Annotated in this window: 20 protein-coding genes and 2 pseudogenes; 7 read left to right on the forward strand and 15 right to left on the reverse strand. The window is 70.1% G+C overall.

The window, feature by feature from the left end:
- Nucleotides 1-145: 145 nt before the first annotated feature.
- Both ACFU8Q_RS18500 and ACFU8Q_RS18505 read right to left on the reverse strand, forming a co-directional pair.
- A complete protein-coding gene (locus ACFU8Q_RS18500) occupies nucleotides 146-1573 on the reverse strand; it encodes an amidase (protein ID WP_384454730.1) in 1428 nt (475 codons plus the stop codon).
- A 308-nt stretch (nucleotides 1574-1881) separates the two neighbouring features.
- Nucleotides 1882-3330, reverse strand: a complete 1449-nt coding sequence (locus tag ACFU8Q_RS18505; RefSeq protein WP_384454776.1) for an APC family permease — start codon at nucleotides 3328-3330, stop codon at nucleotides 1882-1884.
- Nucleotides 3331-3501: 171 nt separating this feature from the next.
- Between ACFU8Q_RS18505 and ACFU8Q_RS18510 the strand changes: the two genes are divergently transcribed.
- Together ACFU8Q_RS18510 and ACFU8Q_RS18515 are read left to right on the forward strand one after the other, a co-directional pair.
- Nucleotides 3502-4209 carry a TetR/AcrR family transcriptional regulator gene (locus ACFU8Q_RS18510; protein WP_384454733.1) on the forward strand — a complete coding sequence of 236 codons (708 nt, stop codon included), beginning with the start codon at nucleotides 3502-3504 and terminating at the stop codon, nucleotides 4207-4209.
- A 215-nt stretch (nucleotides 4210-4424) separates the two neighbouring features.
- Nucleotides 4425-5819: an NAD(P)/FAD-dependent oxidoreductase gene (locus ACFU8Q_RS18515; protein ID WP_384454736.1), complete on the forward strand. Its 1395-nt coding sequence runs from the start codon at nucleotides 4425-4427 to the stop codon at nucleotides 5817-5819.
- 167 nt (nucleotides 5820-5986) lie between these two features.
- Here ACFU8Q_RS18515 and ACFU8Q_RS18520 read toward each other — a convergent pair whose 3' ends face one another.
- The 6 genes from ACFU8Q_RS18520 to ACFU8Q_RS18545 all read right to left on the reverse strand — a co-directional run bounded on the left by ACFU8Q_RS18520 (nucleotide 5987) and on the right by ACFU8Q_RS18545 (nucleotide 11802).
- Entirely contained in the window at nucleotides 5987-6322 is a 336-nt protein-coding gene (locus tag ACFU8Q_RS18520) for a hypothetical protein (protein WP_384454739.1), read from the reverse strand.
- A 216-nt stretch (nucleotides 6323-6538) separates the two neighbouring features.
- Nucleotides 6539-7351, reverse strand: coding sequence for an ABC transporter ATP-binding protein (locus ACFU8Q_RS18525; protein WP_384454742.1), 813 nt, complete (start codon nucleotides 7349-7351; stop codon nucleotides 6539-6541).
- A complete protein-coding gene (locus ACFU8Q_RS18530; protein WP_384454745.1) occupies nucleotides 7348-8328 on the reverse strand; it encodes an ABC transporter ATP-binding protein in 981 nt (326 codons plus the stop codon). The genes ACFU8Q_RS18525 and ACFU8Q_RS18530 overlap by 4 nt, the downstream gene beginning before the upstream one ends.
- Before the next feature lie 5 nt (nucleotides 8329-8333).
- Nucleotides 8334-9221, reverse strand: a complete 888-nt coding sequence (locus ACFU8Q_RS18535; RefSeq protein WP_384454748.1) for an ABC transporter permease — start codon at nucleotides 9219-9221, stop codon at nucleotides 8334-8336.
- Nucleotides 9218-10171 (reverse strand): ABC transporter permease, encoded by a 954-nt coding sequence (locus ACFU8Q_RS18540; RefSeq protein WP_384454751.1) that lies wholly within the window; start codon nucleotides 10169-10171, stop codon nucleotides 9218-9220. The genes ACFU8Q_RS18535 and ACFU8Q_RS18540 overlap by 4 nt, the downstream gene beginning before the upstream one ends.
- Entirely contained in the window at nucleotides 10171-11802 is a 1632-nt protein-coding gene (locus ACFU8Q_RS18545; RefSeq protein ID WP_384454779.1) for an ABC transporter substrate-binding protein, read from the reverse strand. Before ACFU8Q_RS18545 ends, ACFU8Q_RS18540 begins: the two co-directional genes overlap by 1 nt.
- Before the next feature lie 136 nt (nucleotides 11803-11938).
- Here ACFU8Q_RS18545 and ACFU8Q_RS18550 point away from each other — a divergent pair, with 136 nt between their 5' ends.
- On the forward strand, nucleotides 11939-12988 hold the full coding sequence (locus tag ACFU8Q_RS18550; RefSeq protein ID WP_384454754.1) for a LacI family DNA-binding transcriptional regulator: 1050 nt from the start codon (nucleotides 11939-11941) through the stop codon (nucleotides 12986-12988).
- 4 nt (nucleotides 12989-12992) lie between these two features.
- Here the strand turns inward: ACFU8Q_RS18550 and ACFU8Q_RS18555 are convergent, their stop codons facing one another.
- From ACFU8Q_RS18555 to ACFU8Q_RS18565, 3 genes and pseudogenes are all read right to left on the reverse strand, one after another.
- Nucleotides 12993-14627 carry an amidohydrolase gene (locus ACFU8Q_RS18555; RefSeq protein WP_384454756.1) on the reverse strand — a complete coding sequence of 545 codons (1635 nt, stop codon included), beginning with the start codon at nucleotides 14625-14627 and terminating at the stop codon, nucleotides 12993-12995.
- Between the two features lie 583 nt (nucleotides 14628-15210).
- Nucleotides 15211-15477, reverse strand: a complete 267-nt coding sequence (locus ACFU8Q_RS18560; protein WP_384454760.1) for a hypothetical protein — start codon at nucleotides 15475-15477, stop codon at nucleotides 15211-15213.
- Nucleotides 15478-15536: 59 nt separating this feature from the next.
- Nucleotides 15537-15986, reverse strand: a pseudogene (locus ACFU8Q_RS18565) (transposase); the annotation flags it as partial.
- Between the two features lie 180 nt (nucleotides 15987-16166).
- Here ACFU8Q_RS18565 and ACFU8Q_RS18570 point away from each other — a divergent pair.
- Together ACFU8Q_RS18570 and ACFU8Q_RS18575 are read left to right on the forward strand one after the other, a co-directional pair.
- Entirely contained in the window at nucleotides 16167-17147 is a 981-nt protein-coding gene (locus tag ACFU8Q_RS18570) for a helix-turn-helix domain-containing protein (RefSeq protein WP_384454763.1), read from the forward strand.
- A 601-nt stretch (nucleotides 17148-17748) separates the two neighbouring features.
- A pseudogene (locus ACFU8Q_RS18575) lies at nucleotides 17749-17922 on the forward strand (hypothetical protein); the annotation flags it as partial.
- A gap of 107 nt (nucleotides 17923-18029) precedes the next feature.
- Here ACFU8Q_RS18575 and ACFU8Q_RS18580 read toward each other — a convergent pair.
- A complete protein-coding gene (locus ACFU8Q_RS18580) occupies nucleotides 18030-21797 on the reverse strand; it encodes a S8 family serine peptidase (protein WP_384454766.1) in 3768 nt (1255 codons plus the stop codon).
- Between the two features lie 257 nt (nucleotides 21798-22054).
- Between ACFU8Q_RS18580 and ACFU8Q_RS18585 the strand changes: the two genes are divergently transcribed.
- Both ACFU8Q_RS18585 and ACFU8Q_RS18590 read left to right on the forward strand, forming a co-directional pair.
- Nucleotides 22055-22168, forward strand: coding sequence for a hypothetical protein (locus ACFU8Q_RS18585; protein WP_384454782.1), 114 nt, complete (start codon nucleotides 22055-22057; stop codon nucleotides 22166-22168).
- Nucleotides 22169-22201: 33 nt separating this feature from the next.
- Entirely contained in the window at nucleotides 22202-22435 is a 234-nt protein-coding gene (locus ACFU8Q_RS18590) for a hypothetical protein (RefSeq protein ID WP_384454769.1), read from the forward strand.
- A 66-nt stretch (nucleotides 22436-22501) separates the two neighbouring features.
- On the opposite strand, the gene ACFU8Q_RS18595 is transcribed toward ACFU8Q_RS18590, so the two are convergent.
- The 3 genes from ACFU8Q_RS18595 to ACFU8Q_RS18605 form a co-directional block, all read right to left on the reverse strand.
- Complete coding sequence (locus ACFU8Q_RS18595) at nucleotides 22502-23806, reverse strand: BNR-4 repeat-containing protein (RefSeq protein WP_384454772.1); 1305 nt, start codon at nucleotides 23804-23806, stop codon at nucleotides 22502-22504.
- A gap of 153 nt (nucleotides 23807-23959) precedes the next feature.
- The gene (locus ACFU8Q_RS18600; protein ID WP_189280289.1) at nucleotides 23960-25261 is read right to left on the reverse strand and encodes an extracellular solute-binding protein; all 1302 of its coding nucleotides are present in this window, start codon (nucleotides 25259-25261) and stop codon (nucleotides 23960-23962) included.
- A 64-nt stretch (nucleotides 25262-25325) separates the two neighbouring features.
- Nucleotides 25326-26086, reverse strand: a 761-nt coding sequence (locus tag ACFU8Q_RS18605) for a carbohydrate ABC transporter permease (protein WP_384454774.1), incomplete at its 5' end; no start/stop codon positions are given.

A 26086-nucleotide genomic window follows, 5' to 3' on the forward strand; every position in this document is an offset into this window, starting at 1 on the left:
CCGGGCAAAGGCCCGGTGCGACGAACCGCGGCCGGCGCCCGGGAGTACGCAGTCCGCTCGGCGACGTGCGGTTGCCTGCGTGGGGCTGCGCCCAACCTCCCGCGGCAGAACCCCTGGTCCGTGATTCCAGTGGCAGGACGTCACGTCAGAGGACTGGCACGCTGTTCCATGGGCGGATGGACTCGATCGCTGCCGCGGCACGGAACACCGTTGCGTCGTCGTAGGTGCGTCCGACGACCTGTACCCCCGTCGGCACTCCGTTCGAGGCGAAACCGGACGGCACGCTCAGCACCGGGCACCGGCTGGCTATGTTGAACGCTGTGGTCATCGCCGATTCCAGATAGAAGTCCAGTTCGACGCCGTTGATCACAACCTTGGTCGAGAGGTGGTCGTCGTCCGCCCTGAGCGCCGGAATCGCGGTCGTCGGGCACAGCAGGACGTCGTAGCGGTCCAGCAGGGTGCCGAGCGTCGTCTGCACCGCGGCCTCGGTCTCAAGGCCTCGCAGGAAGCTGCCGGGCTCGCGGACGGCCTCGGCAGCCCGCTGGGCGAAGTCGAGCGCGTAAGTGGTGAGCTGGTCGCCATGCTCGGCGGCAACCGATGCAATGTACGGGCCGAAGATCGACCCGAAGTGGATCATCGCTGCCCGCATCACGTCCGCCCGCATGATGGGGACCTCTACCTCCTCGACGATGGCCCCGGCCGTGTGCAGTGCCTCCGCGACCGCGCGGGTGTTGGCCTCGACCTCGGGATCGACCGGCCAGTCCCCGAGAGTGACCGAAAGCGCCACCCGCAGGCCTTCGACGCCCTCGAACCGCTCGGGCAGGACGAGTTCGGGCCGCAGCGAGACCGCGTCCAACGGGTGGGGCCCCGCGATGACGTTCTCCAGCAGGGCGCAGTCGCCGACGGTGCGCGCCATCGGGCCGTCGTGGCAGTACGTGTCGAGGTTGAACGGCGTCATCGCCGGCACGCGTCCGTACGGCGGCTTGAAGCCGACCGTGCCCGTGTTCGAAGCGGGGATGCGGATCGAGCCGCCGATGTCGGAGCCGGTCGCGAGCGTCGTCTCACCCGCTGCGAGCGCGGCGCCTGCGCCACCCGAGGAGCCGCCCGGGGTGAACTCCAGGTTCCACGGGTTGCGGGTGATGCCCCACAACCGGGACTGTGTGTACCCCGCGCAGCTGAACTCCGGGGTTGTGGTCCGTGCGTGCACGATGCCGCCGGCAGCCTGGACCCGCTCGATCACCGGGTGCGTCTGCTCGGCGATCTCCTCCTGGAACGCCAGGGAGCCGTCCGTGCTGCGGCGGCCCGCGATGGGCTGCTCCTCCTTCGTCGCGACCGCGAGACCCTCCAGCGCGCGAGGTGCCTCGCCCTTGCCGCCGTACCGCGCTTCGGCCACGCGGGCGGCGGCGAGCGCCTCCTCGAAGGTCTGCTCGGCAAGGGCGTTGATCTTCGGCTCGACGGCTTCGGCACGTGCGATGACCGCGGTCATCAGCTCGACCGGTGACAGGGAGCGGTCGCGGAATCGGCGCAGGGCCTCGGTTGCCGGCAGATAGGCGATGTCGGTGAGGTCGGTCATGTGATGGTCCTTTGCGTTGAATCGGAGGGAGTCGGGTGAGCGCGCGGGAGTACGCGCGGACGCGGGGCCGGACCCTGTCCGGGGCTGTGGCCCCGGAGTCCTGGAAGACGCCGCTCGGTGTGCCGTCGCCCTTCCGCTCGATCCGGCCGGCGGTGAGGTTCGGAGTGTCCACGGTGACGCCCGCGAGTTCGACCGCGCGGGTGCTGGCCCAGGCACTGGTGGTCGCGGTTCACCAGGTCACCGGCCGGTCCGGCACCGCGGAGTCGAGCAACTGCCGCGGTCCGTGCCGCGCGTCGGCAAGGCGCCGGTCAGAGGGTGCCGGCCGGTTCGCTGCCGGCGGCGTCACGGGTATCGGTGAAGTAGGGCGACCGGCGGTGCCAGCGGGCCCACGCGGCGGCCAGCAGGCCGGAGCCGATCATCAGGACCGGGACGAGCAGTGCGAACCAGCCGTTGTCGGCGGAGACTTCGAAGTGATCGGTGGAGCGATAGAACGTCCAGGTGAGGTAGCCGCCGGTGGCGAGCAGCGCGAGTGCGCCCAGCACCGGTCCGACGACCGCGCGCAGGGCCTCCAGCGGTGATGTGCGCAGCAGGTGGCGGAAGCACACCGCGGCGGCCACGGCGGTGAGGGCGTAGTAGAGGGCGACGACGATCCCGATCGCGTTGACGGCGGCGAAGATCAAGTCGTTGACGGTGGGGATGACCAGCGCCATCGCCGCGAGCGCCAGGGCGATCGCGGTAATCAGCAAGGTGCCGACGGCGGGGGTTCCGTGCTTGGGGTGCAGGCGTGTCCAGACGGGGCCGAGGACGCCGTCGCGGCCCATCGCGTACATCCCTCGGGCGGTGGGGATGACCGAAGCCTGGAGCGATGCCACCGCGGAGAACGTGAGGGCGATGAGCGGCAGTGCGGCCAACGGCTGCTCGGCGAGCTTCGTACCGAAGTAGGCGAGCCCTTGCGCGCCGTTGTCCGCCAACTCGTCAAGCGGCAGGACCCGTTGGAAGGCAGTGCCGGCGAGCAGGAAGAGGAGAAGCATGACGGTCAGGGCGATGAACCCGCCGCGGGAGGCGTCCCGCGGGTCACTGACCTCTTCGCCGACGCTGAAGACCGACTCGAAGCCCCAGTAGCAGAAGACCGCGAGCACCATGCCCTGGGCGAGGGCCGCGGCCGAGGGGATGTCGAAGGGGTTGTACCACTGGAGTGAGAAGGGCTGGTCCCCGGCGAACAGGCCATAGCCGCAGAACGCGAGCAGCACGCCGTACTCGAAGATCAGCAGGTACTTCTGGAGACGCGCCGCGAGGTCGAGCCCGCGAACGGCGACCAGCGCGGCAGCGACCAGGACGGCCATGCCGAGAAGAGTGGATTGGAGGGTGGAGTCCGGATCGAGGGAGAGGCCCCCGACGCTGTGGAGGTCGGCCTGGCCCAGGAGCTGGATGATCGCCGAGCCTGTCACCGCGGTGGTGTAGGCCATGAACACGATGGTGCCGACGACATTGACCCATCCGATCAGGAAGCCCAGCCAGGGGCTGAAGATGCGGCCGACCCACTTGTAACTGCTTCCGGCGTTGGGCTCGACGCGGTTGAGCCGCCCGTATCCGCCGGCGATGCCGAGCACGGGCAGGAAGGCCAGCAGCATGATCGCCGGCAGGTGCAGGCCGACGATGCTCGCCATCAGACCGAGTCCGATGCCGATACTGCTGGTGGCCGCCGTGCTCGACGCGGCGAGGACGATGCCGTCGACGACGCCTATGGACTTGCGCATCGCGGCCTGGGGAGCCTGGGCGCTCCGTCTGGGCTCGGTGCTTGCGTTCTTCAGTGGTGCCGCCAACGGTCGTCGCCTTGCTCGGGGGAAGGTGGCCGGAGGGCCCGGATGGCAGGCCATGAAACCGTTGCCCTCTTCACACGTCAATGGTGTTGTCATAAGCTCCGCGCCATGAATGAGCGTGTGGTTCCGGAGCCGCAGCGGCGGCGCAGAAGGCCGACCAAGCAGGGCACAGTGCTGTCCGAGCAGGTCATCGTGGAGACGGCCCTGCGGTTGGTCGGCCAGCATGGTGCGGACGCTCTGACGGTCCGGCGGCTGGGAGCCGCACTGGGCGCCGACCCCAGTGCGCTCTACCGGTACTTCCGCAACACCGACGACCTGCTGCTGGCGATCGCCGACGAGCTCATCGGCCGTGCCCGGCGGGGCTGGCAGCCCACCGGCGAATGGCGTACCGACCTGTGCGAGCTGGGTCTGCGCGTCCATGCCTCGTACCAGGCGCACCCGCAGGCCGCCCTGTTGGCGGCGCACCGGACGACCGGGCGGAACAATGAGACGCGGGCCGTGGAGACGATCCTCGGCGTGCTGCGGTCGGCGGGCTTCCATGACCGGGAAGCGGTGCGGATCTATCACGCTTTTGTGGACCAGGCGCTCGCCTTTGCGGCCCTGGACGCGGCGGCGCTCGCCCTCCCGGCTCCCGCGCAGGCGGCCGATCTCCAGGTGTGGCAGGAACGCTACGGCCGTCTGGATGCGAACGCCTACCCCCACATCGCCGCCACCGTGCGCCTGTTGGCCGCCGACATGATGCTCAGCGGCTATCCGTTCGCGCTGGAGCTACTGCTCGACGCCGTGGAAGCGAGGTTGCCCGGAGCTGCCCGGTAGGCCGGCCGATCCGGATCGGGTGCTTTCGCCACACGCCCCGCCGGGACGCGGATCAGGGGATCGCAGCAGGTCCTGACCGCGTCGCGGCCTCGGGTCCGGTTGAGTCGCAGTGTTGTGGAGGCTTATGTCAACGCTGTTGACATCAATTTCGGGCTGGAGTCTGATGGCGGGACGCATAGGCCCAGCCGCACCACGCACCACCCGAGGAGTCCTCCATGGATCCCGTCCACGCGCTCCGGGATGCCAGCGCCACCCCGTTCTGGCTGGACGACCCCGGTCGCCCGCAGGCCGCATCGGCCCTGGTCGCCGATACCCGCTGCGATCTGCTCGTGGTGGGTGGTGGCTACTCCGGCCTGTGGACCGCTCTGATCGCCAAGGAGCGCGACCCCTCCCGTGACATCGTCCTGATCGAAGGCGAGGAAATCGGCTGGGCCGCATCCGGGCGCAACGGCGGTTTCTGCGAATCCAGCCTCACCCACGGCCTGGGCAACGGCCTGGATCGCTGGCCCGACGAGCTCTCCGAGCTGGAACGACTCGGCACCCAGAACCTCCAGGCGATCGAGGACACAATCAAGAGCTACGGCATCGACTGCGACTGGGAGCGCACCGGCTCCCTCAACGTGGCGACCGAGCCGTACCAGGTCGACGAATTGCACGAGTTGGCCGCGCTTGCCGCCCGCTACGGCTCCGAGCAGACAGTGCTCGACGCCGACCAGGTCCGGGCCGAGATCAGCTCGCCGACCTTCCTGGGCGCGCTCTGGGACGAGGAGGGCACGGCGATGCTCAACCCCGCACGTCTCGCATGGGGTCTCAAGCAGGCCTGTCTGGACATCGGCGTGCGCATCCACGAGCACACCCGGGCAACGGCCATTGCGGAGGCCGACCCGGGGATCACGGTGCGGACTCCGTACGGACGTATCCTGGCGAACCGGGTCGCCCTCGCGACCAACGCCTTCCCCTCCCTGGTCAGGCGGCACCGCCTCTACACCGTCCCCGTGTACGACTACGCGTTGATGACGGAGCCACTGACGGACGAACAGCTCGCCTCTGTCGGCTGGCACAACCGGCAGGGATTCTCCGACGTCGCCAACCAGTTCCACTACGTGCGGCTCTCCGCGGACAACCGCATCCTGTGGGGCGGTTACGACGCCGTGTACCACTACCGGGGCCGGGTGCGTGCCGAGCACGACCAGCGGCCGGAGACGTTCGCCACCCTGGCCCGACACTTCTTCCGGACCTTTCCCCAACTGGAAGGACTGCGCTTCACCCATGCCTGGGGTGGCGCGATCGACACCTGCACCCGTTTCTCCGCGTTCTTCGACACCACCCACCGGGGCAGGGTCGCCTTTGCGGCCGGATTCACCGGCCTTGGCGTGGGTGCGACCCGCTTCGGTGCCGAGGTGATGCTCGACCTCCTGGGCGGCGAGCGCACCGAGAGGACCCGACTGGAGATGGTGCGGCGCAAGCCCCTTCCCTTTCCGCCGGAGCCGGTCCGATGGGCGGGAATCCAGGCCACCAGGTGGTCTCTCGCCCGCGCGGACGAGGACTTCGGGCGCCGTAACCTCTGGCTCAGGACCCTCGACCGGCTCGGCCTCGGTTTCGGAAGCTGACCGCGGGCGCGGTGCTCGGTGACCTCTCCACATGAATACGCGCCGCTCGTGGTTCGCACATCCGCGGCCTGCTCAGTCCGCTCCGTCCAGACGCGGAACCGCAGGGCTCAGCCCGGCGGACCGCCCGGAGACTGCCGTCGGTACTTCCCGATCGCGGGTGTCAGTCCTCAAGCTGTGCGGCACGGAAGGGCGTCCGGGGTCTTCCCCTTGGCCCAGGCGCCGGTGAAGGCGGCATCCGCCAGATACTCATCGGTGCGGCACCGGCCCTTGAAGTTGCCCCGGGCGAACTCGCCGCCCGGGGCCCCGGCAGGCCGGTCGTCTCCACGGTCGAACCAGACGGTCCGACCGCTCGTCCCGAGTATGTGGTCTGCGGGAGTGCACAGCACCGCCGGCACCTCCTGCCCTCGCACGCTGTACCCGGAGATGAACTGGTTCACTCCGCACTGGTACTTGGGGTATCCGTCTGCCCAGTCGCCCTGCTGAACATGACGTTCGTCGCGCACGCACCCCGATGGACTGCGCACCGGCAGGGACGGTCAGGGAAATTCCGGCGTCGGTGCACGGTCCCCGACCATCCCTGTGGGCCGGACCGGCGGGACGCTGCCCGTCGGGGCGGGCGTCGACGCGGGGCCCGGTCCCTTATGCGTTGCCGCGTTCGGGTTCCAGAAGTGGCAGACGCCCCGGTAGCGGGCGCCCACTCAGGACATCCACCGGGTGGGTCAGCCAAGGGCGCGGCGGGCGACCGCGGCGTCGGTGGGGTTCCAGCCGCGTCGGGGGACGGAGTTGAGCAGCAGGCGTGTGTAGGGGTGGCGAGGCGCGCCCAGGATCTCGGCCGTAGGGCCCGCCTCCACCACCTGTCCCTCCCTGAGGACCATCACCTCGTCGGTGATGTGCTGGACAACGGCGAGGTCATGGGTGACGAAGAGGAACCCGATGCCGACCTCGCGCCGGATGTTGCTCAGTAGTTCGAGGACCTGCGCCTGAATGGACACGTCCAACGCCGCCACGGCCTCGTCGAGGACGAGGACGCGCGGTTCGGCGGCCAGCGCGCGGGCGATCGCCACGCGCTGGCGCTGGCCGCCGGACAGCTTGCCGGGCAGGGCGGCCGCCTCCCGTTCGCCGAGCCCGACCTGGTCGAGGAGTTCGGCGACGCGCTCCCGCCGGGCCTTCGTCTCCATCGGAAAGTGGAGGCGCAGGACCTCCTCGACGCACCGGCCCACGGTCACCCGCGGATCGAGGGACAGGTACGGATCCTGGAAGACCATCTGGATCTCGCGTGCGCGGGCGAGTCGCTCGACTCTGCCCCGGGCGGGCGCCGAGCGGTCACGTCCACCGATGCGGATGGTGCCGCCGTCGGGGCGCTCCAGGCCGACGAGCATCCGTACCGTCGTGGTCTTGCCGCTGCCGGATTCGCCGACGATGCCGAGGGAGGAGCCCGGCGACAGGGTGAAGGACACGTCCTCCACCGCTGTGTGGTCTCCGTACCGTTTGCACAGCTTCTGAACGACGAGCTCGTCGGTCGCCCCGGTCACAGCTTGATCCCTTCGTCGGCGCGGTGGCACGCGGCGAGTCCGTCGCCGTGGTGCGCAAGTTCGGGCGTCTCCTCGCAACAGCGCGGCTGCGCATGTGCGCAGCGCGCCGCGAAGGCGCACCCTGATGGGGCCTCGGCGAGGGAGACGGGTCGGCCCGGGATGGGGCGTGGGGCGGCGGCTGCGGCCCCGATACGCGGCGTGCAGGCGAGGAGTCCCGCCGTGTACGGGTGGCGTGGACGGTCGAACAGCGCGTCGGTGCCGCTGGTTTCGACGATCCGGCCCGCGTACATGACGTACACGCGGTCGCAGATCGCCGAGGCCAGTTCCAGGTCGTGGGTGACGAAGAGCATTCCGGTGCCGCGTGCGGCCTGGAGCCGAGTGAGAATCGCGATGATCTCCGCCTGGGTGGTGACATCGAGGGCCGTGGTCGGCTCGTCGGCGACCAGCAGAGCGGGCTCGCCCGCGAGGGCGGCCGCAATGACCACGCGCTGGAGCATCCCGCCGGAGAACTGGTGCGGGTAGCGGCGCAGCGCGCCCCGCGGATCGCGGATGCCCACCGCGTCGAGGAGTTCCTCGGCCCGGTCCTCGGCCGCGGCGGCGGGGGTTCCCGCAGCGCGCAGTCCCTCAGTCACGAAGTCGCCTACGCGGCGCAGCGGGTTCACGGACGCGCGCGGGTCCTGGAAGATCATCGCAACCTGTCTGGCGCGCAGCCCGGCCAGTTCGGTGCGGTTCATGGTCAGGACGTCGCGGCCCGCGACCCGCACCTCACCACTCGTTCGCGCCCGAGGCGGCAGCAGCCCGAGCACGCTGCGGCACGCGACCGACTTGCCCGAGCCGGATTCGCCGACCAGGCCGACGGTCTCGCCGGCCTCGACCCGCAGTGTGACGCCGTCGAGGATGGGCCGGGCCGCCTGCTCGCCGGGCAGGCGGACGCCGAGCCCGTCGATCTCCAGCGCGGGGGTTTCATATTCGGTCATGGCACTCACCGCTCCCGCTTCGCGATTCGGTCGGCGAGCCCTTCGCCGACGATGCCGAAGGCGACCACGGCGAGGACGATGCACGCGGACGGCGCGAGCGCGGGCAGCATCGCCCCCTGCTGGATCGCCGACTGGCCTTCGTTGATCATGGCTCCCCAGTCGGCCGTGGGCGGCTGCACCCCGAACCCGAGGAAGGACAGCGCGGCGAGATCCATCAGTACGTAGCCGAAGTTCATCGCGGACTGCGCGAATACCGTCGGAGCGATATTCGGCAGCAGATGACGCAGGCAGATCGTCCACCCCGACCAGCCCTGCACGCGGTAGGACTCGATGTAGGCGCGGGCCTTCTCCTGGCGGGCGATACCTCGGACCAGGCGTCCGACGTACGGGGTGTAGGCCACGGCCATGGCGATCACGGGCGCGGCCATGCCCGAGCCGAGGACAGCGACCAGGAGGATGGCCAGCAGCAGTCCGGGAATCGCGAAGGCCAGGTCCATCGACCGGGACAGCAGGGCATCGGCCCAGCCACCTCGCCAGGCGGCGACCATGCCGACGAGCGTGCCCAGGAGGGTCGAGACGCCGACCACGAGGAGCGGTCCGAGCAGGCCCGTCCGCGCGCCGTGGATGAGCCTCGACAGGATGTCGCGGCCCGACTGGTCGGTACCGAGGAGATGGTCAGCGCTGGTGCCCGTCAGGCTCGCCGACAGGTCGAGCGCGTCGGGGTCGTACGGTGCGAGCACGGGAGCAAGGACGGCGATCAGGACGAGCACCGCGAGTACGGCGACGCCTGCTGTGAACAGCGGGCCCTGGCCGAGAACCCGCAGTCCGCGCAGACCCCGGCGGCGGCGCAGCGCACCCGGGGAGGAGGACGCGGTGGAGACGGTGGTGGTCATCGGGAAGCCTCCCCGTAGAGGGACAACCGGGGATCGACAAGCGGCACGAGCAGATCGACGATCAGGTTGACGACGACGAACGCCGCCACGCTGAGCAGGGTGATCGCTTGAACGACGGCGAAGTCCTTGGCTGTCACCGACTGCACCAGCAGGGAGCCGATACCGGACACGTTGAAGGCAGTTTCGACGATCGAGGTGCTGATCAGCAGGCCGGCGAGCATGGTGCCGCCGACGGTGACGATGGGGCCCAGCGCGTTGCGCAGCACATGCCGGCGGACCACGGCGCTTCTCGCGACACCGCGGGCGCGCGCCACCTCGACGTGTTCGCGCCCGAGTTCGTCGAGCATTGCCGACCGGGTGACCCGGGCCAGCAGTCCGGCGAATGTGATCGCCAGGGCGAAGGCGGGCAGTGTCAGATGGTAGAGGCGGTCGCCCAGGCCCTCGGGAGAGCCTCCGGGCCCGGGAAACCAGCCCAGTTGGACGGAGAAGAGCGAGACGAGCGCGATGGCGCTGACGAACGAGGGAGTGGCCGTGGCCACTCCGGTGCCGAGGAGCACTGTGCGGTCCACAGCCCCTGGGCGCAGGGCGGCCATGATGCCGCCCGCCACGCCGAGGACTGCGACCAGCAGTGCCGCGTAGCCGACGAGCAGCGCGGTGCCCGGCAGGCGGGAGGAGATGAGGGAGCCGACGTCCTGGTGGAACTGGGTGGAGCGGCCGAAGTCGCCGTGCAGGACGCCGCCGAGCCACTTCGCGTACTGGACCGGCAGCGGGTCGTCCAGGTGGTACTGCGCGCGCAGCGCCGCGACCGCGTCCGGGGTCGCGGGGCGGCCGTGAAGCAGGAAGGTCACGGGGTCGCCCGGCGCCAGATGCACGGTGCCGAAGACGATGAACGAAGTGACGAGCAGCACCGCCATCAGGCCGAGCAGGCGGCTCATCAGATAGCGCGTCATTACTGCGCGGCCCCGATCGTCGCGGCCCATGGGTAGTACAGCTGGGCGATGCCGGTCGGGGCACCCGTCACCCGGCTGCCGAGGAAGACCGTGTATGGGGCTTCGTACAGCGGGATGATCGGGAGTTCGCGCACGGCGATGCGCTGGAGTTCGGCGGTCAGCTCCGCACGGCGCGCCGCATCGGGCTCGGCGTTCGCCTTGTCGAAGACGGCGTCGAACTCGGCGTCGGACCAGTTGCCGTAGTTGCCGAAGTCGCCGGTGCGCAGGTACTGGTAGAACTCCAGCGGGTCGGGCGTGTTGTCGTAGCCGTTGGTGATGACGAGGTCCAGACCCTTACGGGCACCGGGGTCGACGAAGATGCTGGTGTAAGCCTCCGGGGCGACGGCCTTCAGTTCGACATCGAGGCCGATCTGCTTGCCGGCCGCCTGGACGGCGTTGGCCACGACGCTGATCTCCGGGGCGAGCGAGCTGGTGACGAGGGTGACCTTGCGCCCCGTGGCACCGGCCTCGGCGATCAGCTTCTTCGCGCCGGCCACGTCGTACACGGGCTCGGGCAGTGCCTTGAAGTAGTCGTCGGCCTTCTCGGGCGCCAGCGCCCACGCGCCGCGCGCGGCGGGCGCCTTCGCGGGAACGCCGATGCCGCCGGCGGCAGCCTTGATGATGTTCTTGCGGTCGAGGGCCATGGACAGGGCCTGGCGGACCTTGAGGTCTCCGAGCGGGCCCTTGAGATCGAGCACGGCGAGATCGGCGACCGCCGTGTTGGGGCCGAAGTGCACCTTGCCCTTGGAGCTGGTGCGCAACTGGGCGAAGGAGGAGGAGGGCACCAGGTAGCCGCCGTCGGCCGTGCCCGACAGGAAGGCGTTGGTGCGGGCGGACGGGTCCTCGATGAAGGTGAACTTCACGGTGCCGGTCTTGGGAGTCAGCGACCGGTCCCAGTAGGCGTTGTACTTCTTCAGAGTGAGGCTGTCGCCCTGGGCCCAGCTGTCGAGCGCGTAGGGGCCGGTGCAGTTGACCTTGCCCTTGGGGCCGCCGTAGTTCTTGCCGGCCTTGGCCAGGAAGGCGGCGCTCTCGACGGTGCCGGGGGAGGCCGCCATGAGTTCGTTGAGGAGCACGTCGGGCTTGCTGAGCCGGATCGTCACCTCCAGCGGGCCGCTCTTCTTGATGGAGGCGACGTTCTTGAAGGACGAGCCCCACGGGGAGCCGGTGGCCGGATCCATGTGGCGTTCGAGGGAGGCGACCACGTCGTCCGCCGTCATGGTCGATCCGTCGTGGAACTTCACACCCGGTCGAAGGGTGTACACCCAGGTTTTCGGGTCCGGGTTCGCGTACTTCACGGCCAGCCCGGGTTCGATCTTCATGTCGGGGGTGACCCGCAGCAGTTGCTCGCACACGTTGGCGAGCACGGTGTTCGGCGGGTAGTCGTAGGCGAGGGCGTAGTCGAGCGTGTAAGGCTCGGCGTACAGCGACCAGGTGAAGGAGTCGAGGGAGCCCTTCGCCGCAGGGGAGTTCGGGGTGACGGTGTAGGCGGGGGCGCCGCCGCCGCCGGGCCGGGACCCGGTCGCGCCGGAACAGCCGGCGGTGGCGGCCATGACGACGGCGGAACAGACAAGCAGCGCGGTGGCTCTGGACATGCGCAAGGAGACCCACCCCTTTACGGGTGTTGTGACGGGCGCTGGGAGATGGAGCGAGTATTGATGCGGGAACGTTCCCGCGCAAGACTTTGCGGGAACGGTTTTGCTGAGGTCGCGAGGGTGGCAGCATCGGTGCATGACCTCAGCTCCCCAACGCGGCGGGCACACTTCGCGGACCGTTCCGCCGCGTGTCCGTCTCGTCGATGTCGCCCGCGAGGCGGGCCTCTCCAAGACCACCGTCTCGGCAGCCCTCAATGGCACGGGACGGCTCTCGCCGGCCGTGCGGGAGAAGGCCAGGGAAACTGCGCGCAGGATGGGATACCGGCCCAACGCGACCGCCCGGCAGCTGCGTGCGGGACGGGCCCGGTTGATCGGTTACGTCGTGGGGGAGTTCGCAGGGACCCCGTGGACGTATCTGGAATCGCCGTACTTCGCCCAGCTGACCAGCGCCACGGCGGCTTCGGCGCTCAAACGCGGATACGCCCTGGTGATGCTGCCCGCGGGATCGCTGCACAGCGAGTGGGCCGACCTGCCGCTCGAAGCGGTGATAGTGGCCGATCCGGTTGCCGACGACCAGGTGGTGGAGGATCTGCTGGCCGCCCGTATCCCCGTCTTCAGCGACGGATCGGTGGACGGCAGACCTGGAGCCCACTGGGTGGACGTCGATGCCGAGGAGGCGGTCCGCGCAACCCTGGAGCATCTGGGATCGCAGGGCGCCCGGCGGACGGCGCTTGTGCTGCCCGAGAGCAGCACCCGCTTCCACCGGAGGGTTCTGGCCGCCTACCGGGGCTGGTGTGCCGCACACGGCCACACGGCCAGGGTGACCTTTGCCGTCGACGCCGGCAACGGCCCGGTGGTCCGGGCGGTTGACAGCGCGCTGACCGCTGCCGAAAGGCCCGACGCCCTCTTCGTGGTGGCGGAGCTGAGCCCGCCGCTCGTCCTGGAGGCGGCACGCCGCCACGGCTACGACGTACCGGGCGACCTTCTTGTGGTGTGTGTGAGCGAGGACGGTACGGCCGAGCACACCGAACCTCCGATCTCGACGCTGAGCCTTCAGCCCCGGGAGGTCGCCGAGGCCGGGATCGAACTCCTCGTCGCCGCCCTGGAGAACGGCGACGTAGGGCTCACGGGCGTGCTCGTGCCGACGCGCCTGCTGGTCCGGGAGTCCTCGCGGCGGCCGTCATAGGCCCTCAGGCGCAGTGCACCAGCGTGCCGCCGACATAGGTGCGCAGGACCTGGGCCTCGGCGATCTCCTCCGGGGGCAGCGTGAAGATGTCCCGGTCCAGCACCACCAGGTCGGCCAAGTGGCCGGGGAGCAGACTGCCGATGTCGTCGAACCCGTTCACATGTGCAGAGCCGGCGGTGTAGGCGGCGACCGCGGTGGCGAGGTCGAGGCGCTGCTCCGGCAGGAAGACCCGCCCGTCGGTGGCCTCGGGCTCCATCCGGTTCACCGCGACATGGATTCCGGCGATCGGATCGGGGCTGCTGACGGGCCAGTCGCTGCCTGCGGCCAGGGTGGCGCCGGCGCGCAGCAGGGATCCGAACGGGTACTGCCAAGAGGCCCGTTCGGGTCCGAGGAAGGGGATCGTCAGCTCGTCCATCTGGGGTTCGTGTGCGGCCCAGAGCGGCTGGATATTGGCAATGGCGCCGAGTCGTGCGAAGCGATCCAGATCGTCGGGGTGGACCACCTGGAGGTGGGCGAGATGGTGGCGGTTGCCACGCCGCCCGTTGGCCTCGACGGCTGCCTCGACCGCGTCCAGGGCCTCGCGCACCGCCCGGTCGCCGAGCGCGTGGAAGTGGACCTGGAAGTCGTGGGCGTCGAGCTCGGTGACGTACGAGCGCAGGGCGACGGGGTCGACGAAGCTCAGACCCGAGTTGGCGGTGGCACAGCCGCAGCCGTCGAGGTAGGGGGTGGTCATGGCCGCCGTGAAGTTCTCGGCGATGCCGTCCTGCATGATCTTCACCGCACGGGCCCGGAACCGTCCGTGACTCAACTGATCTCGCTGGGACAGCAGTTCGGGGATCTGCTCGGCCCCCCGCTCGCGGTCCCACCACAGGGCCCCGGTCACCCGGGCGGTGAGCGTGCCTTCACGGGCGGCCGCCAGATAGGCGTCGGACGGGTCCGGCTTGCCGCCGAACACGCCCAGAAGGGCGTCCTGCCAGCCGGTGATACCGAGGGAATGCAGCAGCTTCTGGGCCCGCAGCAGACCGGCGAGGCGGTCCGCCGGCGTGCTCGGCGGCACGATCCGGGAGACCAGGGCGGTTGCGCCCTCCTGCAGCATGCCACTCGGGGTGCCGTCCGGCTCGCGCTCGATCCGGCCGTCGAAGGGATCGGCGGATTCCCGGGTGAGACCGGCCAGTTCGAGCGCCCGGGTGTTGGCCCAGGCACCGTGGTGGTCGCGATTGGCCAGAAGGACCGGGCGGTCCGGGACCACCGAGTCGAGGAGCTGCCGGGTGGGCAGTCCGCCGTCGAAGCTCTCCATGGACCAGCCGCCGCCCGTGATCCATGTGCGGTCCGGGTGCGCGTCGGCGTAGGAGCGTATGCGGGTGAGGTAGTCCTCGACGCCCACCGTGCCGGTCAGATCGCACTCGGCCAGTTCCATTCCGCCGAACACGGCGTGGACGTGGGAGTCCTGGAATCCGGGGAGCAGCAACTTGCCCTGGAGATCGATGACTTCGGTGTTCGAGCCGATCAGTTCGCGCACCTCGTCATGGCCGACGGCGGTGATGCGCTCGCCGGTGACGGCCAGGCTGCTAGCCCGGGTGCGCGCGGGATCGCCGGTGTGGATGGGGCCGCGGGTGAAGATCAGATCGGGCTTGGCCATGAGGTGCTCCAAGGCGATAGGGGGATGTGCCGAACGGTCATGCAATCGAGGTGCCCATGAGGATGTCAACACTGTTGTCGTAAGACTGGCCGTCCAGTGAGGGATTTCCGTGGAGGAGCGGGCAGGCGGCCGCAGGGCCCGTGCCGTCGGAGCGGTTGATCGTCGGGGACGGTCCTGCGGGTGGTCGCGCGGCACTGACGCCCCCGCTGGAGGCGGAGTTCGGGCTGGAGGGCCGTATCGGCCCTTTCATGGCGAGGCCGCGCCGCCGACCGAGGCGGGGCCTCTGTTGCACGCCGCATTCGACGTGGACGCGATCGTGCCGGCCCCGGGCAGGGAGGAGCCGTGCGCCCATCGACATCGTCGCGACGATCTCGCGGCTCGACACGACGCTCCTGCTCCGGCAGGAGAACCCGGATTACCCCGACCTCCACCTGAACGAGATCTGCGACGAAGTCGTCGCCGGTCAGGTGGACGAACCCGAGCCCGACCCACTGCACATCCGTGTACTCACCGAACATGAGCAGTCCGGCGTATGGGGCCGGCCGGTGCGACGAGCGACCATCTCGCCCCGCGTGGAGCGGGCTCAGCCCTCCCCCACGGCGGCGGTACGATACGCGCGAGCCACGCGCGCCAGACCGGTTGCTACTCCCGCACCCACCAGTGCGAGTGCGGCCATCAGGATGAACACCAAGTGGTACCCCGCTGCACCCGGGTTGGCATCGAGGATCGCGCCGTACACGAGGAAGGCGAACATCCCGGGGGCGTAACCGACGAGGCAGGCGATGCCGAACGCGGTGCCGCTGACCTGGTTGGGGGATGCCGACCTCGTCCATCGGCGCCCAGAACACACCGCGTATCGTGACGATGATCAGTGAGAACAGCAGGCAGGCGGCCATCGCGGGGATCTGGTGCGATCACCCGGTGTCGACGGTCGGGCCGGTGCCAGGGGCGGACTTCGACGCGTGCCCAGTCGTGGACGCGGGGCCCGTGGGCGCCCGCACCACACGAGCGGCGTTTCCATTTCTGCCGGGGCAGGCCGGGGAAGAGATCGCTCACCGGGTGGTCGATCGCCCAGCGGGTGACGACCGTGTCGTGGCGGGTGGTGGCCGTGACGTGGAAGACGTCCACTTGTTCCAACTCGGAGCGCCAGCCCTTGCTGTAGCCGTAGCCGGCATCCGCGGTCACTCAGCGGAACGGGATCTTGTCGGCAATTGCCCGGCGGACCATCGACTTGGCCATCGCCACCTTGGTCGCGAAACCGACCGTGAGGGCGAGGAAGTGTTCGGCTTCGCGCTCGTGGCGTCGGTGAAGGCGGCGGCAGCCTGCGAGCCAGGACATGGTGCGATCGACGGTCCAGCTGTGGCGGCCCAGTCGCTGCGAGAGGTGATCCGCGCCTACGGTCTGAAGTAGGCAACTCCAAGCCGGGTACGGAGGCCGGCGCTGCCCTTCCGTCGTGTCACACCCGCCCCGCGTGACTGACGGGGAGGCAGCCTCCGTAACCTGTCCGGGACTTCGCTTGATCGACTACGAGGAGGTCCCGTGCTCTCGCTGTTCGGGCTCGGCCCTGCCGAGGAGGAGGTCTACCGCCTCCTGGTGGCCCGGGCCGGCGCCAACGCCGACCTGCTGGCGGCCGAAACCGGCCGCGCACCGGCGGAGATACTGCCGCTGCTCACCGAACTGGCCCGGCGCGGCCTCGCGGTGTCCGGTGCGGACGGTGAGCCGTCGGTGGCCACGGCCTTCACCGCCGCGCCCCCGGCCGTCGCGCTCGGCGGAACGTTGCGGCAACGCCGCGACGACCTGAGGGCAGCCGAGGAGGCCCTGCTCGCGCTCACCGAGGAGTACCGCAACGCGGCCGTCGGCGGCGGCATCGTCGAGGTCATCACCGACCCCTGCGCGGTCCGGCACCGCTTCATACAACTCCAGGAATCCGCCCGGCACGAGATCCGGGCGATGATGGTGCCGGAGACCACCGTCGTGCAGCGCGAGCACAACACCGCCGAGACCGCCGGTGTGCGCCGCGGCGTGCTCTACCGCACCATCGCGCAGCGCGACATGCTCGGCCAGCCGGGCGTGGTCGGCGAGGCGCTGGACGCCCTGGCGGCCGGCCAGCAGGTCAGCGTCGCGGAATCGGTCCCCGTGAAGTTCATGATCGCCGACCGCGATGTGGCCATGGTGCCGCTGATCCCGGGCCGCCGCACTTCCCCCGCCTCCATCCTGGTACACGCCTGCGGGCTGCTGGAGTCCTTACTCGCGTACTTCGAACTCGCCTGGGAGCGCGCCTACCCGCTCTCTCCCAACACCGTGGGTGGTGTCACCGAGATCCGCCCCGACGACCTGGACGAGATGGACGCCCGCGTCCTCGCCCTTGTCCTGGCCGGCCTCACCGACCAGGCCGCCGCCGGCCAGCTCGGCGTCTCCCGCCGTACCGTCCAGCGCCGTATCGGCGAACTCATGCTCAAGGCGGGGGCCGAAAGCCGAATCCAGCTGGGCTGGATCGCCGCCCGCCGGGGGTGGGCATGACAAGCGCGTCGCGCCCGGCGGCAACGCCGGTACCGCCCGACTGATGCCCGCCTGCCCCAAGCTCAGGGCGCACGGCAGGGTGTTCGTCACCCACCGCCGCTGGCGCGGATGGCGTCGGCCGGCGGCGGCACGCTATCAGTGAGCCAGCCCGAGGGCGGCAAGGAGCACTGCGGGCCCGTGCCGACCGACACCCTGGACGCTACGGCTGCAGACCGAGCGTCTGGGGTCGATTCAACAAGTCAGGAGCCACATCCCGGCGATGGTCCCGTCCTTCGGAGGGCTCGTCGCCCGTCCGGAGGCGACGGCTCGGACGGCGGCGTAGGCGTCGATCGGTGCGCCGGCGAGCGCGCCGGGATCGAGATCGGCTTCACCGGCCACAGCCCCGCCGCGGACTGGCCACCTCCTCCCGCGTCAAGGGCCACGACCAGATCGTCATCGCCAAGCAGAGTGGGTGGGCTCCGCACTCCAAGGTCCTCGCCGGGTACCTGGAGATCGTCGACCAGTGGGAGGACGACGCCCTGACCGAGCGGAGTCGGCTGCGTGCTTCACACCAGCCGCGGCACCGGCCTGGTGTCCGGCATCCCCAGCAGTTCCCTGACGCGCTCCAGGGGCCACGCCGGACAGTTGTTTCTCCATCATCGCGCCCGAACCGGCCGCTGCGATCCTCAATCGCCCGGCCGATCAGGTGCGGCGGACCGCGGACGAGCTCGGGCTGCGTCCGCAGGACCTGGTGGAGCTGGGCGTCGTCCCTGGCATCGTCGAACCGACGGGCTGAATCGACGAGCGGCGCCGCCTCCCGGGTCCCACGGGAGACGGCGCCGTCCTGTCATTCGGGGTTGCGCCGCGTACGGCTCACCCCATGACCCCAGCGGCCGGAGCGCGTCACTTCACGCCGACCGCCCGGATGATCTCCTGGGTGACCTGGCCGCCCCGGTCGTCGCGAGCGGATGCGCGCAGCGAGATGAACTGCGCGTCGGCGGGCACCTTCAGGGTGCCGTGCCAGGCGGCCTTGTTCCCGCCGCGGTCCAGGCCGACGGACGTCCAGGTCTGGCCGTCGTCGTACGACACCTGGAGGGTGCCGTCGTCGATGGTCCCGGTGTCCGGCGCGCCCTTGACGTACTCGGAGTAGATCCCGACCGGCAGGCGCTGCCCGGCGCGGACGTCGCCCGCGAGGTCGGTGTCGACGTCGAAGCCGAGGTTGAGCAGCGGCAGGACCGTCCACCTGTCGGCGGGCGTCGCGGCGGACTTGAAGGTCCACTCGGAGTGGCCCTTCGTGGACAGCTTCCAGCGCGCGGGGTCGAGCGCGGTGTCGGTGACGACCTTGTAGGTGCGCTCGGCCGGATCGGCCTTCCGCGCGTACCCGGCCGAGCCGGTGCGCCGGTCGACGCGTGTCCCGTCGACGTAGACCTCGGTGGTCTGCTGGACGGAATTGTCGTTCCACACGTCGCCGAATCCGGTGTGGTCGGGTCCGGAGTCGCCCCAGCCGGGGGTGTTGAACTGGAGGTCGTTCCCGGCCCGCTGCTGGCCCCAGCCGAGCCCGGTGCCGAGCCAGGGGTGCCAGACCGGCTTGAACCAGTCGACCTCACTGCGCGTGCCGCCCCGGTAGGTGACCAGGCCGCTGCGCTCCTCGATGGCACGGGGCACGGTGATCACGGACTCGTGCCACTTCTGGCCGGGGCCGGTGGAGACGTAGGCGGTGCGCTCGGCCGGGTAGTCGATGCGCTCCAGGAAGCCGATGCCGATACGGAAGGTGTCGGTGATGGAGAAGCGGAACTCACCGCCCTGGGCGGGCTTCACCGCGTGGAACTTGTCGTCCAGCCGGGCGAGTTCGCTCTTCTTCGGGGTGTACGTCAGGTTGCCCGGGATGGCGCCGGGGTGGCCGTCGGACAGGTCGTAGACGTAGGGCGTGTTGCGGGTGCTCGTGAGTTTGACATGCTTGCCGGACTTGGCCGCGGCCAGCAGCCGGGCACCGTCCGCGGCGTTGACCGTGGCGATGAGCAGCGACCGGTCGGTGCGGTCGGCGTTGCCGAACCAGTTCATCAGCCGGCCCGGCTGGTCGTCGGTGACGAACAGGGCCTTGGCGCCCGCGTCCTGGGCCGCCTGAGCCAACTCGACCGGCGAGATCGCACCGGTGGCGCGGACGACGACGGCCTTGCCGCGCACGTCCTTGCCCGTGTAGTCGGCCGGTGCCCCGCTGCCCGCGTCGACGACGGGCACGGTGCTGCGGCCGTCGGTGACGGTGCTACCGGACTGGACGGTGGCACCGTCCAGCTGCCTGCCGCCCGCCTCGACCTCCAGGAGCGGCTTGCCGAGCCGCCAGACCGTGCGGTACTCGAAGGTGCCGTCGGTGACCTTGTCGGTGGGGGCGGCGAAGACGCTGTCGTAGGTCGGGGGCACCTGGACCCCGTCGAGCAGGTCGGCGCCGTTCGCCTTGCGGCTGTACTCCATGAGCAGCTGGCGGGTCTCGGTGCGCTGGTCGACCTTGGCGCTGATCTCCTTCAGCTGCCGCCCGTCCAGGGTGACCTCGCGGTCCTGGTCGAGGGTGATCTGGGGAGCGGCGAGGAAGCCGAGACCGAGCGAGTCGGCGCCGTGGCTGCCGCGCACGTCGAGGAAGGACGTCAGGCTGTACGTGCCCGGGTTCAGCCGCAGCTTCAGGGTGCCGGAGTCGCCGACATACGCCGGGAACGGGTCGTTGCCCTGGGCGAGTTGCTGCAGCGCGACGTAGGCGGAGGTCGCGGCACCGTCGCGGTCCTTGACGTGGACGGTGAGCGTGTACCGCTCGTTCTCCTTCACCAGGCCGAAGGCGGTGTGCGCGACGGGGGCACCGTCGGCGCTCGCCACGATCTGTCCGCTGGTGTTGCCGACGGCGGCCTTCGCGCCGTCACCGGTCACCGTGGTGGACACGGTGCCGTGCGCGGGCACGGTCAGCGACGTGTCGGCGAGCGAGACGACGCCGTCGGGAGCGCCCTGCGCGGCCAGGCTCAGCTCGACCGGCTGGTTGGAGGAGTTGGAGTAGGTGAGCGTCTTGGTCACCGGCTTGTCGTCCGCGTAGGGCCAGCTGTAGAAGCCCAGGTCGGCGCTGCCGGTCGCGGTGATCCGCGCGTTGATCGCGGCGGGCACGGAGACCCGGCCCGAGCCCAGTGCGTATGCGGACGCGTCGAGCTGCTTCGAGGTCGACATCAGCGCGTCCTTGAGCTGCGCGCCACTCCAGTCGGGGTGCTGCTGGGCGAGCAGTGCGGCGACGCCCGCGACATGCGGCGTCGCCATCGACGTACCGCTCAACGAGGTGTAGTAGCCGCTGCCGCTGATCAGCTGGGAGCGGGCGGCGAGGATGCTCACGCCGGGCGCGGACACGTCGGGCTTGAGGGCGTTGTCGCCGGTGCGGGGGCCCCGGCTGGTGAAGGACGCGGCCCGGTCGGCGGAGTCGACGGCGCCGACGGTGAGCGCCGAGTCGGCGGCGCCCGGCGAGCCGATCGTGCCGGGGGCGCCGGCGTTGCCGGCGGCGATGACGAAGAGGGCGCCGGTCTCCTTGGAGAGCGTGTTCACGGCCTGTGCCATCGGGTCGGTGCCGTCGCTGCCCTCCGAGGAGCCGAGGCTCATCGAGACGACCTTGGCGTGCACGTCCCGCGCGGCCCACTCCATCCCGGCGATGATCTGCGACTCGCTGCCGAAGCCCTGGTCGGTGAGGACCTTGCCGACGGCGAGGGTGGCGTCGGGCGCGACTCCCTTCTCCTTGCCGTCCGACGCGGCGCCGGTACCGCCGACGGTGGAGGTGACATGGGTGCCGTGTCCGTTGCGGTCGGAGACCTCCTGCCCCTCGATGAAGCTCTTCGACTGGGAGATGCGTCCCGCGAGATCCGGGTGCCCGGCGTCGACGCCGGTGTCCAGCACGGCGACTTTCACGCCCTTGCCGGTGAGTCCGGACTCCCAGGCATCCGGCGTGCCGATCTGCGCGTTGGACTCGGCCATGTCGCCCTTGACGCGTCCGTCGAGCCAGATCTTCTCGATGCCGTCGGCGAAGCGCCCGCCGCCCGAAGTCACCGCGCGCGCGGCGGGTTTGGCGGCCTGCGGGGCCACGGACCGCCAGAAATCGTGCTCCTGGCCGGCACGGACCGCGGAGCCGCCGACGCTGGGCAAGGACCGCACCTTCTTGGCGCCCTGCGGCAAACTCGGCGCCGTCCGCGCGCTCCTGCCGTAGGTGACGATCAACGGCAGCCCGTCGGCAGCACCTTCGTTCTGGTCGGCGAAGCCCTGGCCTATCAGCTCGGTCACGTCGAAGAGCCGCGGGTCGAGGGTGCCGGCGCGCAGATACGGCAGCGCCTCGTCCGGGACGACGGTGACGCGGCTGTTCGTCGTCTCGGTGCGGACGGCTCCGGTGGCGTCCTTCGGACGGTCCACGCTGACTGTCTTCCTGCCCTGGCCGAGGTCGGTGACGGTGACTTTGTCGCCGGTGACGAGCGTGACGGTGTGGGTGGCGTGGGCGGTGGCCGTGGGGTGTGCGGCGGCTTCGGCGCTGGTGTGCGCGGCCGCCTGGCCGCCGCTGTCCGGTCCGGCCGCGGCGGCCTGCCCCGCCATACCGGCCGGCAGCAGGACGAGCGCGAGTCCGGCCGACAACAGCCCGGCTCTGCGCCTCGGGGGTACTCTGGTCATGGATCCCTCTCTTCATCGGACCCGGGAGGGGATGATTCCCGAGTGCTTCGAAGAGTGTGGTGGGGTCTGTGGCGCACGGACCTGGACGGGTCCTGGCGGGAATGGGCACGGCGCCTTCCCGCCAGCGTCCGCCGCGATGCACGGCCGCACGTGGATTGCGAACCGGATGGCCGGAACAAGTGCCTTCTGGGGCATTGCACTTGGCAGTGGGACAGGTGGGATACGGGAGTCGCGACATGCTGGTGCGCTACTTCTAGCTGCGCGGAGGCGCCGGGATCGTCGTGGACGGGCGGGTGCGGGACGCGGCCCGGATCCGGGCCCTCGGCGTGCCGATCCGGTGTACCGGAGTCACCCCGCACTACGCCTCGTAGACGGAGCTCTTCCCCTCCGCGTTCAATGTGCCGGTGGGTGTCGCCGGCACACTGGTCACGCCGGCGGACCTGATCGTGGCCGGCGAGGACGGCGCCGTGGTCGTACCGCAGGACCGCGCGGTCCCGCTGGCCGAGGATTCGCTCCTGCACCAGGACCGTGAGGCGTTCGCACGCCGCCGCCTCGACGAGGGTGGCCTGCTCTCCTACTACTACCCGCTCACCGGTGAAGGGCTGGACGAGTACCTGGCGAGCAGGCCCGCGACCTGACCGCTCGCAGGTTCTGTACGGGGACGGCTTCGTCCCCGTACAGATGGCGCGGGCGGCGCATCGGCCTCAACGGAAGCCGTAGTAGAGGGAGTTGTGCACGGTGTCCGGAAGATAGAGCACATCGTGACCGTCCGAGTCCCGCCGCACCGCGAGCCGATCCGCGCTCACGCCCGGCGCGGCGGACTGCGCGGTCCAGGCCCCGTCCGCCGACTGCGTCGCGGCAAAGACCCGGTCGGTGCCCGAGGTGGTCACGTAGTAGATCCGCTTGGTGTCCGTCTCGTCCCAGGTGATGCCGAGGGCGGCTGCGGTCTGTCCGCCGGCGTACACGGTCTTGCTGACCCAGTCGCTGCCGCTCGGATAGGCGTAGTAGACGCGGAAGTTGCCGCCGCTGTCGGCCGAGCGGTAGCGGTAGGCGACCTTCGGGGTGGAGCCGTCGAGGGTGAGCTTGGCGCTCTGTACCGCAGGACCCGCGTACGCGTTGTCGATGCTCCACTCCTCGCCGGTGGTCAGTTGCTGGATCACGTCGGAGGTATCGGGCGTCACCGGGACGGTGAGCGCCGCACCCGTACTGTCGGCGAAGTCGCCAGTCGCCGGGTCGAAGCGCAGGTAGGAGAGCTGGTGGCGGAACCCGGTCGCCGGCGCCTTGGCCCACTCGTACAGCAGGTGCACACGACCCTCGCTGTCGACCGTCAGGTCGTCGGGGTACACGGAGCGGTTCAGCGCGTCGGCGAACGTGGCAACCACGCTCCAGCGCGCCGCTGCGTTGTCCCAGCGGTAGAGCTTGCCGGGGCGCTGATCGGCGCCGGCGCCGACACGGGCGGCCAGATACAGATCGCCGTTGGGCGCCGTGGCGACGATCGGATAGGTGATGCCCTGGCCCTGGTCGGGCAGTTCGGCCGCATGGTCGGTGACGTCCCCGCCGGGGGCCTCGGTACGGAAGTAGCGCCAGGCGTCGGCGTGCATGGAGGCGAACACATGCAGACGTCCGTTGCCGTCCCGCGCGATGGACGGCTGGTTGTGGCCGTTGTCGTCAGGGAACTCCGCCTGCGCCCCGCTCCGGTCGAGTAGCGGCAGCAGGCTCCAGACGCCGTCCGGGTCGCGCCGCGCGATCGCGGGCCGGTGCGTGGCGGCCGTCGAGCCCGGCTCGTTGAAGGCGAAGTACGTGTACTGGCCGCGGCCCTTGTACGTGGCGACCGGCGTCCACCAAGCGGCCTGGTTCGACGAGTCCATCGCGTACGGGACCTTCTCGATCAACGCCGCTGCGGCTGCCGTGCTCTGCGCGGTGTCGGCCCCGGCGGCCGGGACGGGCAGGAGCAGGGCGGCCAGGGCCATGGCCGAGGCGGTGTACGTGCGTACCGTGGGACGTCGCAAGATGAGCTCCTTCGCGGGTGCGTGCGCGGGCGTGGAGGTGACGCGGACGGCAGCGGCCCGAGGGCCGGCCGGCGCGGTCGTCGTGCGGGGTACGGAGCAGGGCCCGGCGAGGGTCGTGCGACGTTCGCCGGGCCCGGACTACGGCGCTCGGCCTCAGCGCTTGATGAGCGCGGCGGCCTCCTCGCCGGCCTGCTTCATCGCGTCCTTCGGCTTCGACTTGCCGACGAGGACGGCCTGCACCTGCTTGGCGACGGCCTCCTCGATCTGGGCATTCTGCGCGAACTGCCAGAACGGGCTGCCGGTCGCCGTCTTGGTGATCTTCTCGGTCCACTCCGTGGTGAAGGTGTCCTTGGCGACCTCCGGGGCGGCCAGACCCGCGGTGGTGGACGGCGGCAGTGCGCGCGCGGCGAAGTACTCGGAGGTGGTGGCCTGGTCGGTGGTGGTGTGCAGCGCGAACTCGGTCGCCGCGTCCTGCCCCTTGCCCTTCACGATCGCGATCACGCCGCCCCACAGCAGCGCCTGCGGCGTGTCCCCGGCCTTGAGCACCGGACGCTCCATCGGCTGCATGGCGTTGGCCAGCGTCTTGTCCTTGGACTGAGCGGAGGTCACGCCCTTGCCGATGATTGCGTCGTCGTAGAAGGCGGCCTTGCCCTGCCCGAACAGGGCGCGCGCGTCGAAGCGGTCCACGTCGGCGGCGATCAGCTTCTCGTCGTGCAGCTTCTTGTACCAGGTGACCGCGTCGATCGAGGCGTCGTCGCCTATCGTGACCTTCCCACCGTCGAGCAGCTTGCAGCCGAAGGTCTGCATCCACGGGAAGATGTCCTTGAGCTGCGCGACCTTGGTGGCGGCGGCATACGGCACGACACCGCCGCCGAGCCCCTTCAGCTCCCGCAGTGCGGCCTCGAACTCCTCAACGGTGGTGGGGTGCTTCTTGATCCCGGCCTTCTCCAGGAGCTGGGAGTTGGCGATCACACCGATCGATCCGGTGTTCCACGGCAGCCCGTACTGCTTGCCGTCGTACTTGCCGCTGTTCAGCGCCACATCGGTGTAGCCGCCCTTGCCGGCCACCGATCCGAGGTCGGCCAGCTTGCCCATCTGCGCCATCGCCGCGAGCCAGGCGATGTCGAGGTGCACCGCACCCGTCGTCTCCCCGCCGCCCAGCTTGAGGGTGAGCTGGCTCAGGTACTCGTTGTACGGGTACGAGACCGCGCGGATCGTGGACTTCTCGGCCTTCTCCCAGGCCGCGATGATCTTCTCGATCGAGGGCTTGGCGGCCTCCTCGTTGAGCGACCAGGAGGTGAAGTCGAAGTTCTTGGACTTCGGGTCGCCGCCGTTGGAGGTGCTGCCGGCGCCGGACGGTGCACAGGCGCCGAGCACACCGGCGCCGGCCACACCGAGCGCGCCGATGCCGAACATGCGCAGCGCGCCGCGCCGGCTGATGCCAGAGGTGGTCATGATCTCTCCATGGGGGAGTAAGCGGGAGGGGAGGTACGTGAGGGTGCGGGCTGATCCCGCGGGTTCAGCTCTTGACCGAACCGGCGGTCATGCCGCCGACGAGGTAGCGCTGCAGGAACATGAATGCGACGACCACCGGGATGGACACGATGAGCGAGGCCGCCATCAACTGGGGCCAGGCGGTCTGGAATTCGCCGATGTAGGTGGAGACGAGGCCGGGAGGCAGGGTCTGCTTCTCCTTGTCGGCAAGGGTCAGCGCGAAGATGAAGTCGTTCCAGCCGCGTACGAAGGCGAAGAGCCCGGCGGCGATCATCCCGGGCGCGGCCAGCGGCGCCACGATGGAGTGCAGCGTCCGCCACCGGGACGCGCCGTCGATGGACGCCGCCTCCAGCAGGGCGTCCGGGATGGTGTCGAAGATGCCCTTCAGCATCCAGACGCACAGCGGCATGGTGAACGTGGTGAAGGAGAGCACCAGGGCGGTGTACGTGTTGAGCATGCCGAAGCTGGAGAAGACGGTGTACAGCGTCACCAGCAGGAGCGCCTGGGGGAACATCTGGGAGGCCAGCACCAGGTGCATCAGCGACCGGCGCCCGCGGTAGCGGAACTTGGAGAACGAGTAGCCCATGTACGTGGCGACGACCACGCTCAGCACGGCGGTGATCGAGGCCACGATGAGCGAGTTGATCACGTACTTGATCAGCTGGTCGTTCTCGGCGAGGGCCGTGAAGTTGCTGAGGGTGAGATCGGTGGGTATCAGCTTCGGCGGGAACTGGAAGGTCGACTCGGGGGTGCTCAGCGCCGTGGCGAGCAGCCAGTAGACCGGGC

This window comes from Streptomyces sp. NPDC057543, assembly GCF_042801895.1.
Classification (GTDB): Bacteria; Actinomycetota; Actinomycetes; order Streptomycetales; family Streptomycetaceae; genus Streptomyces.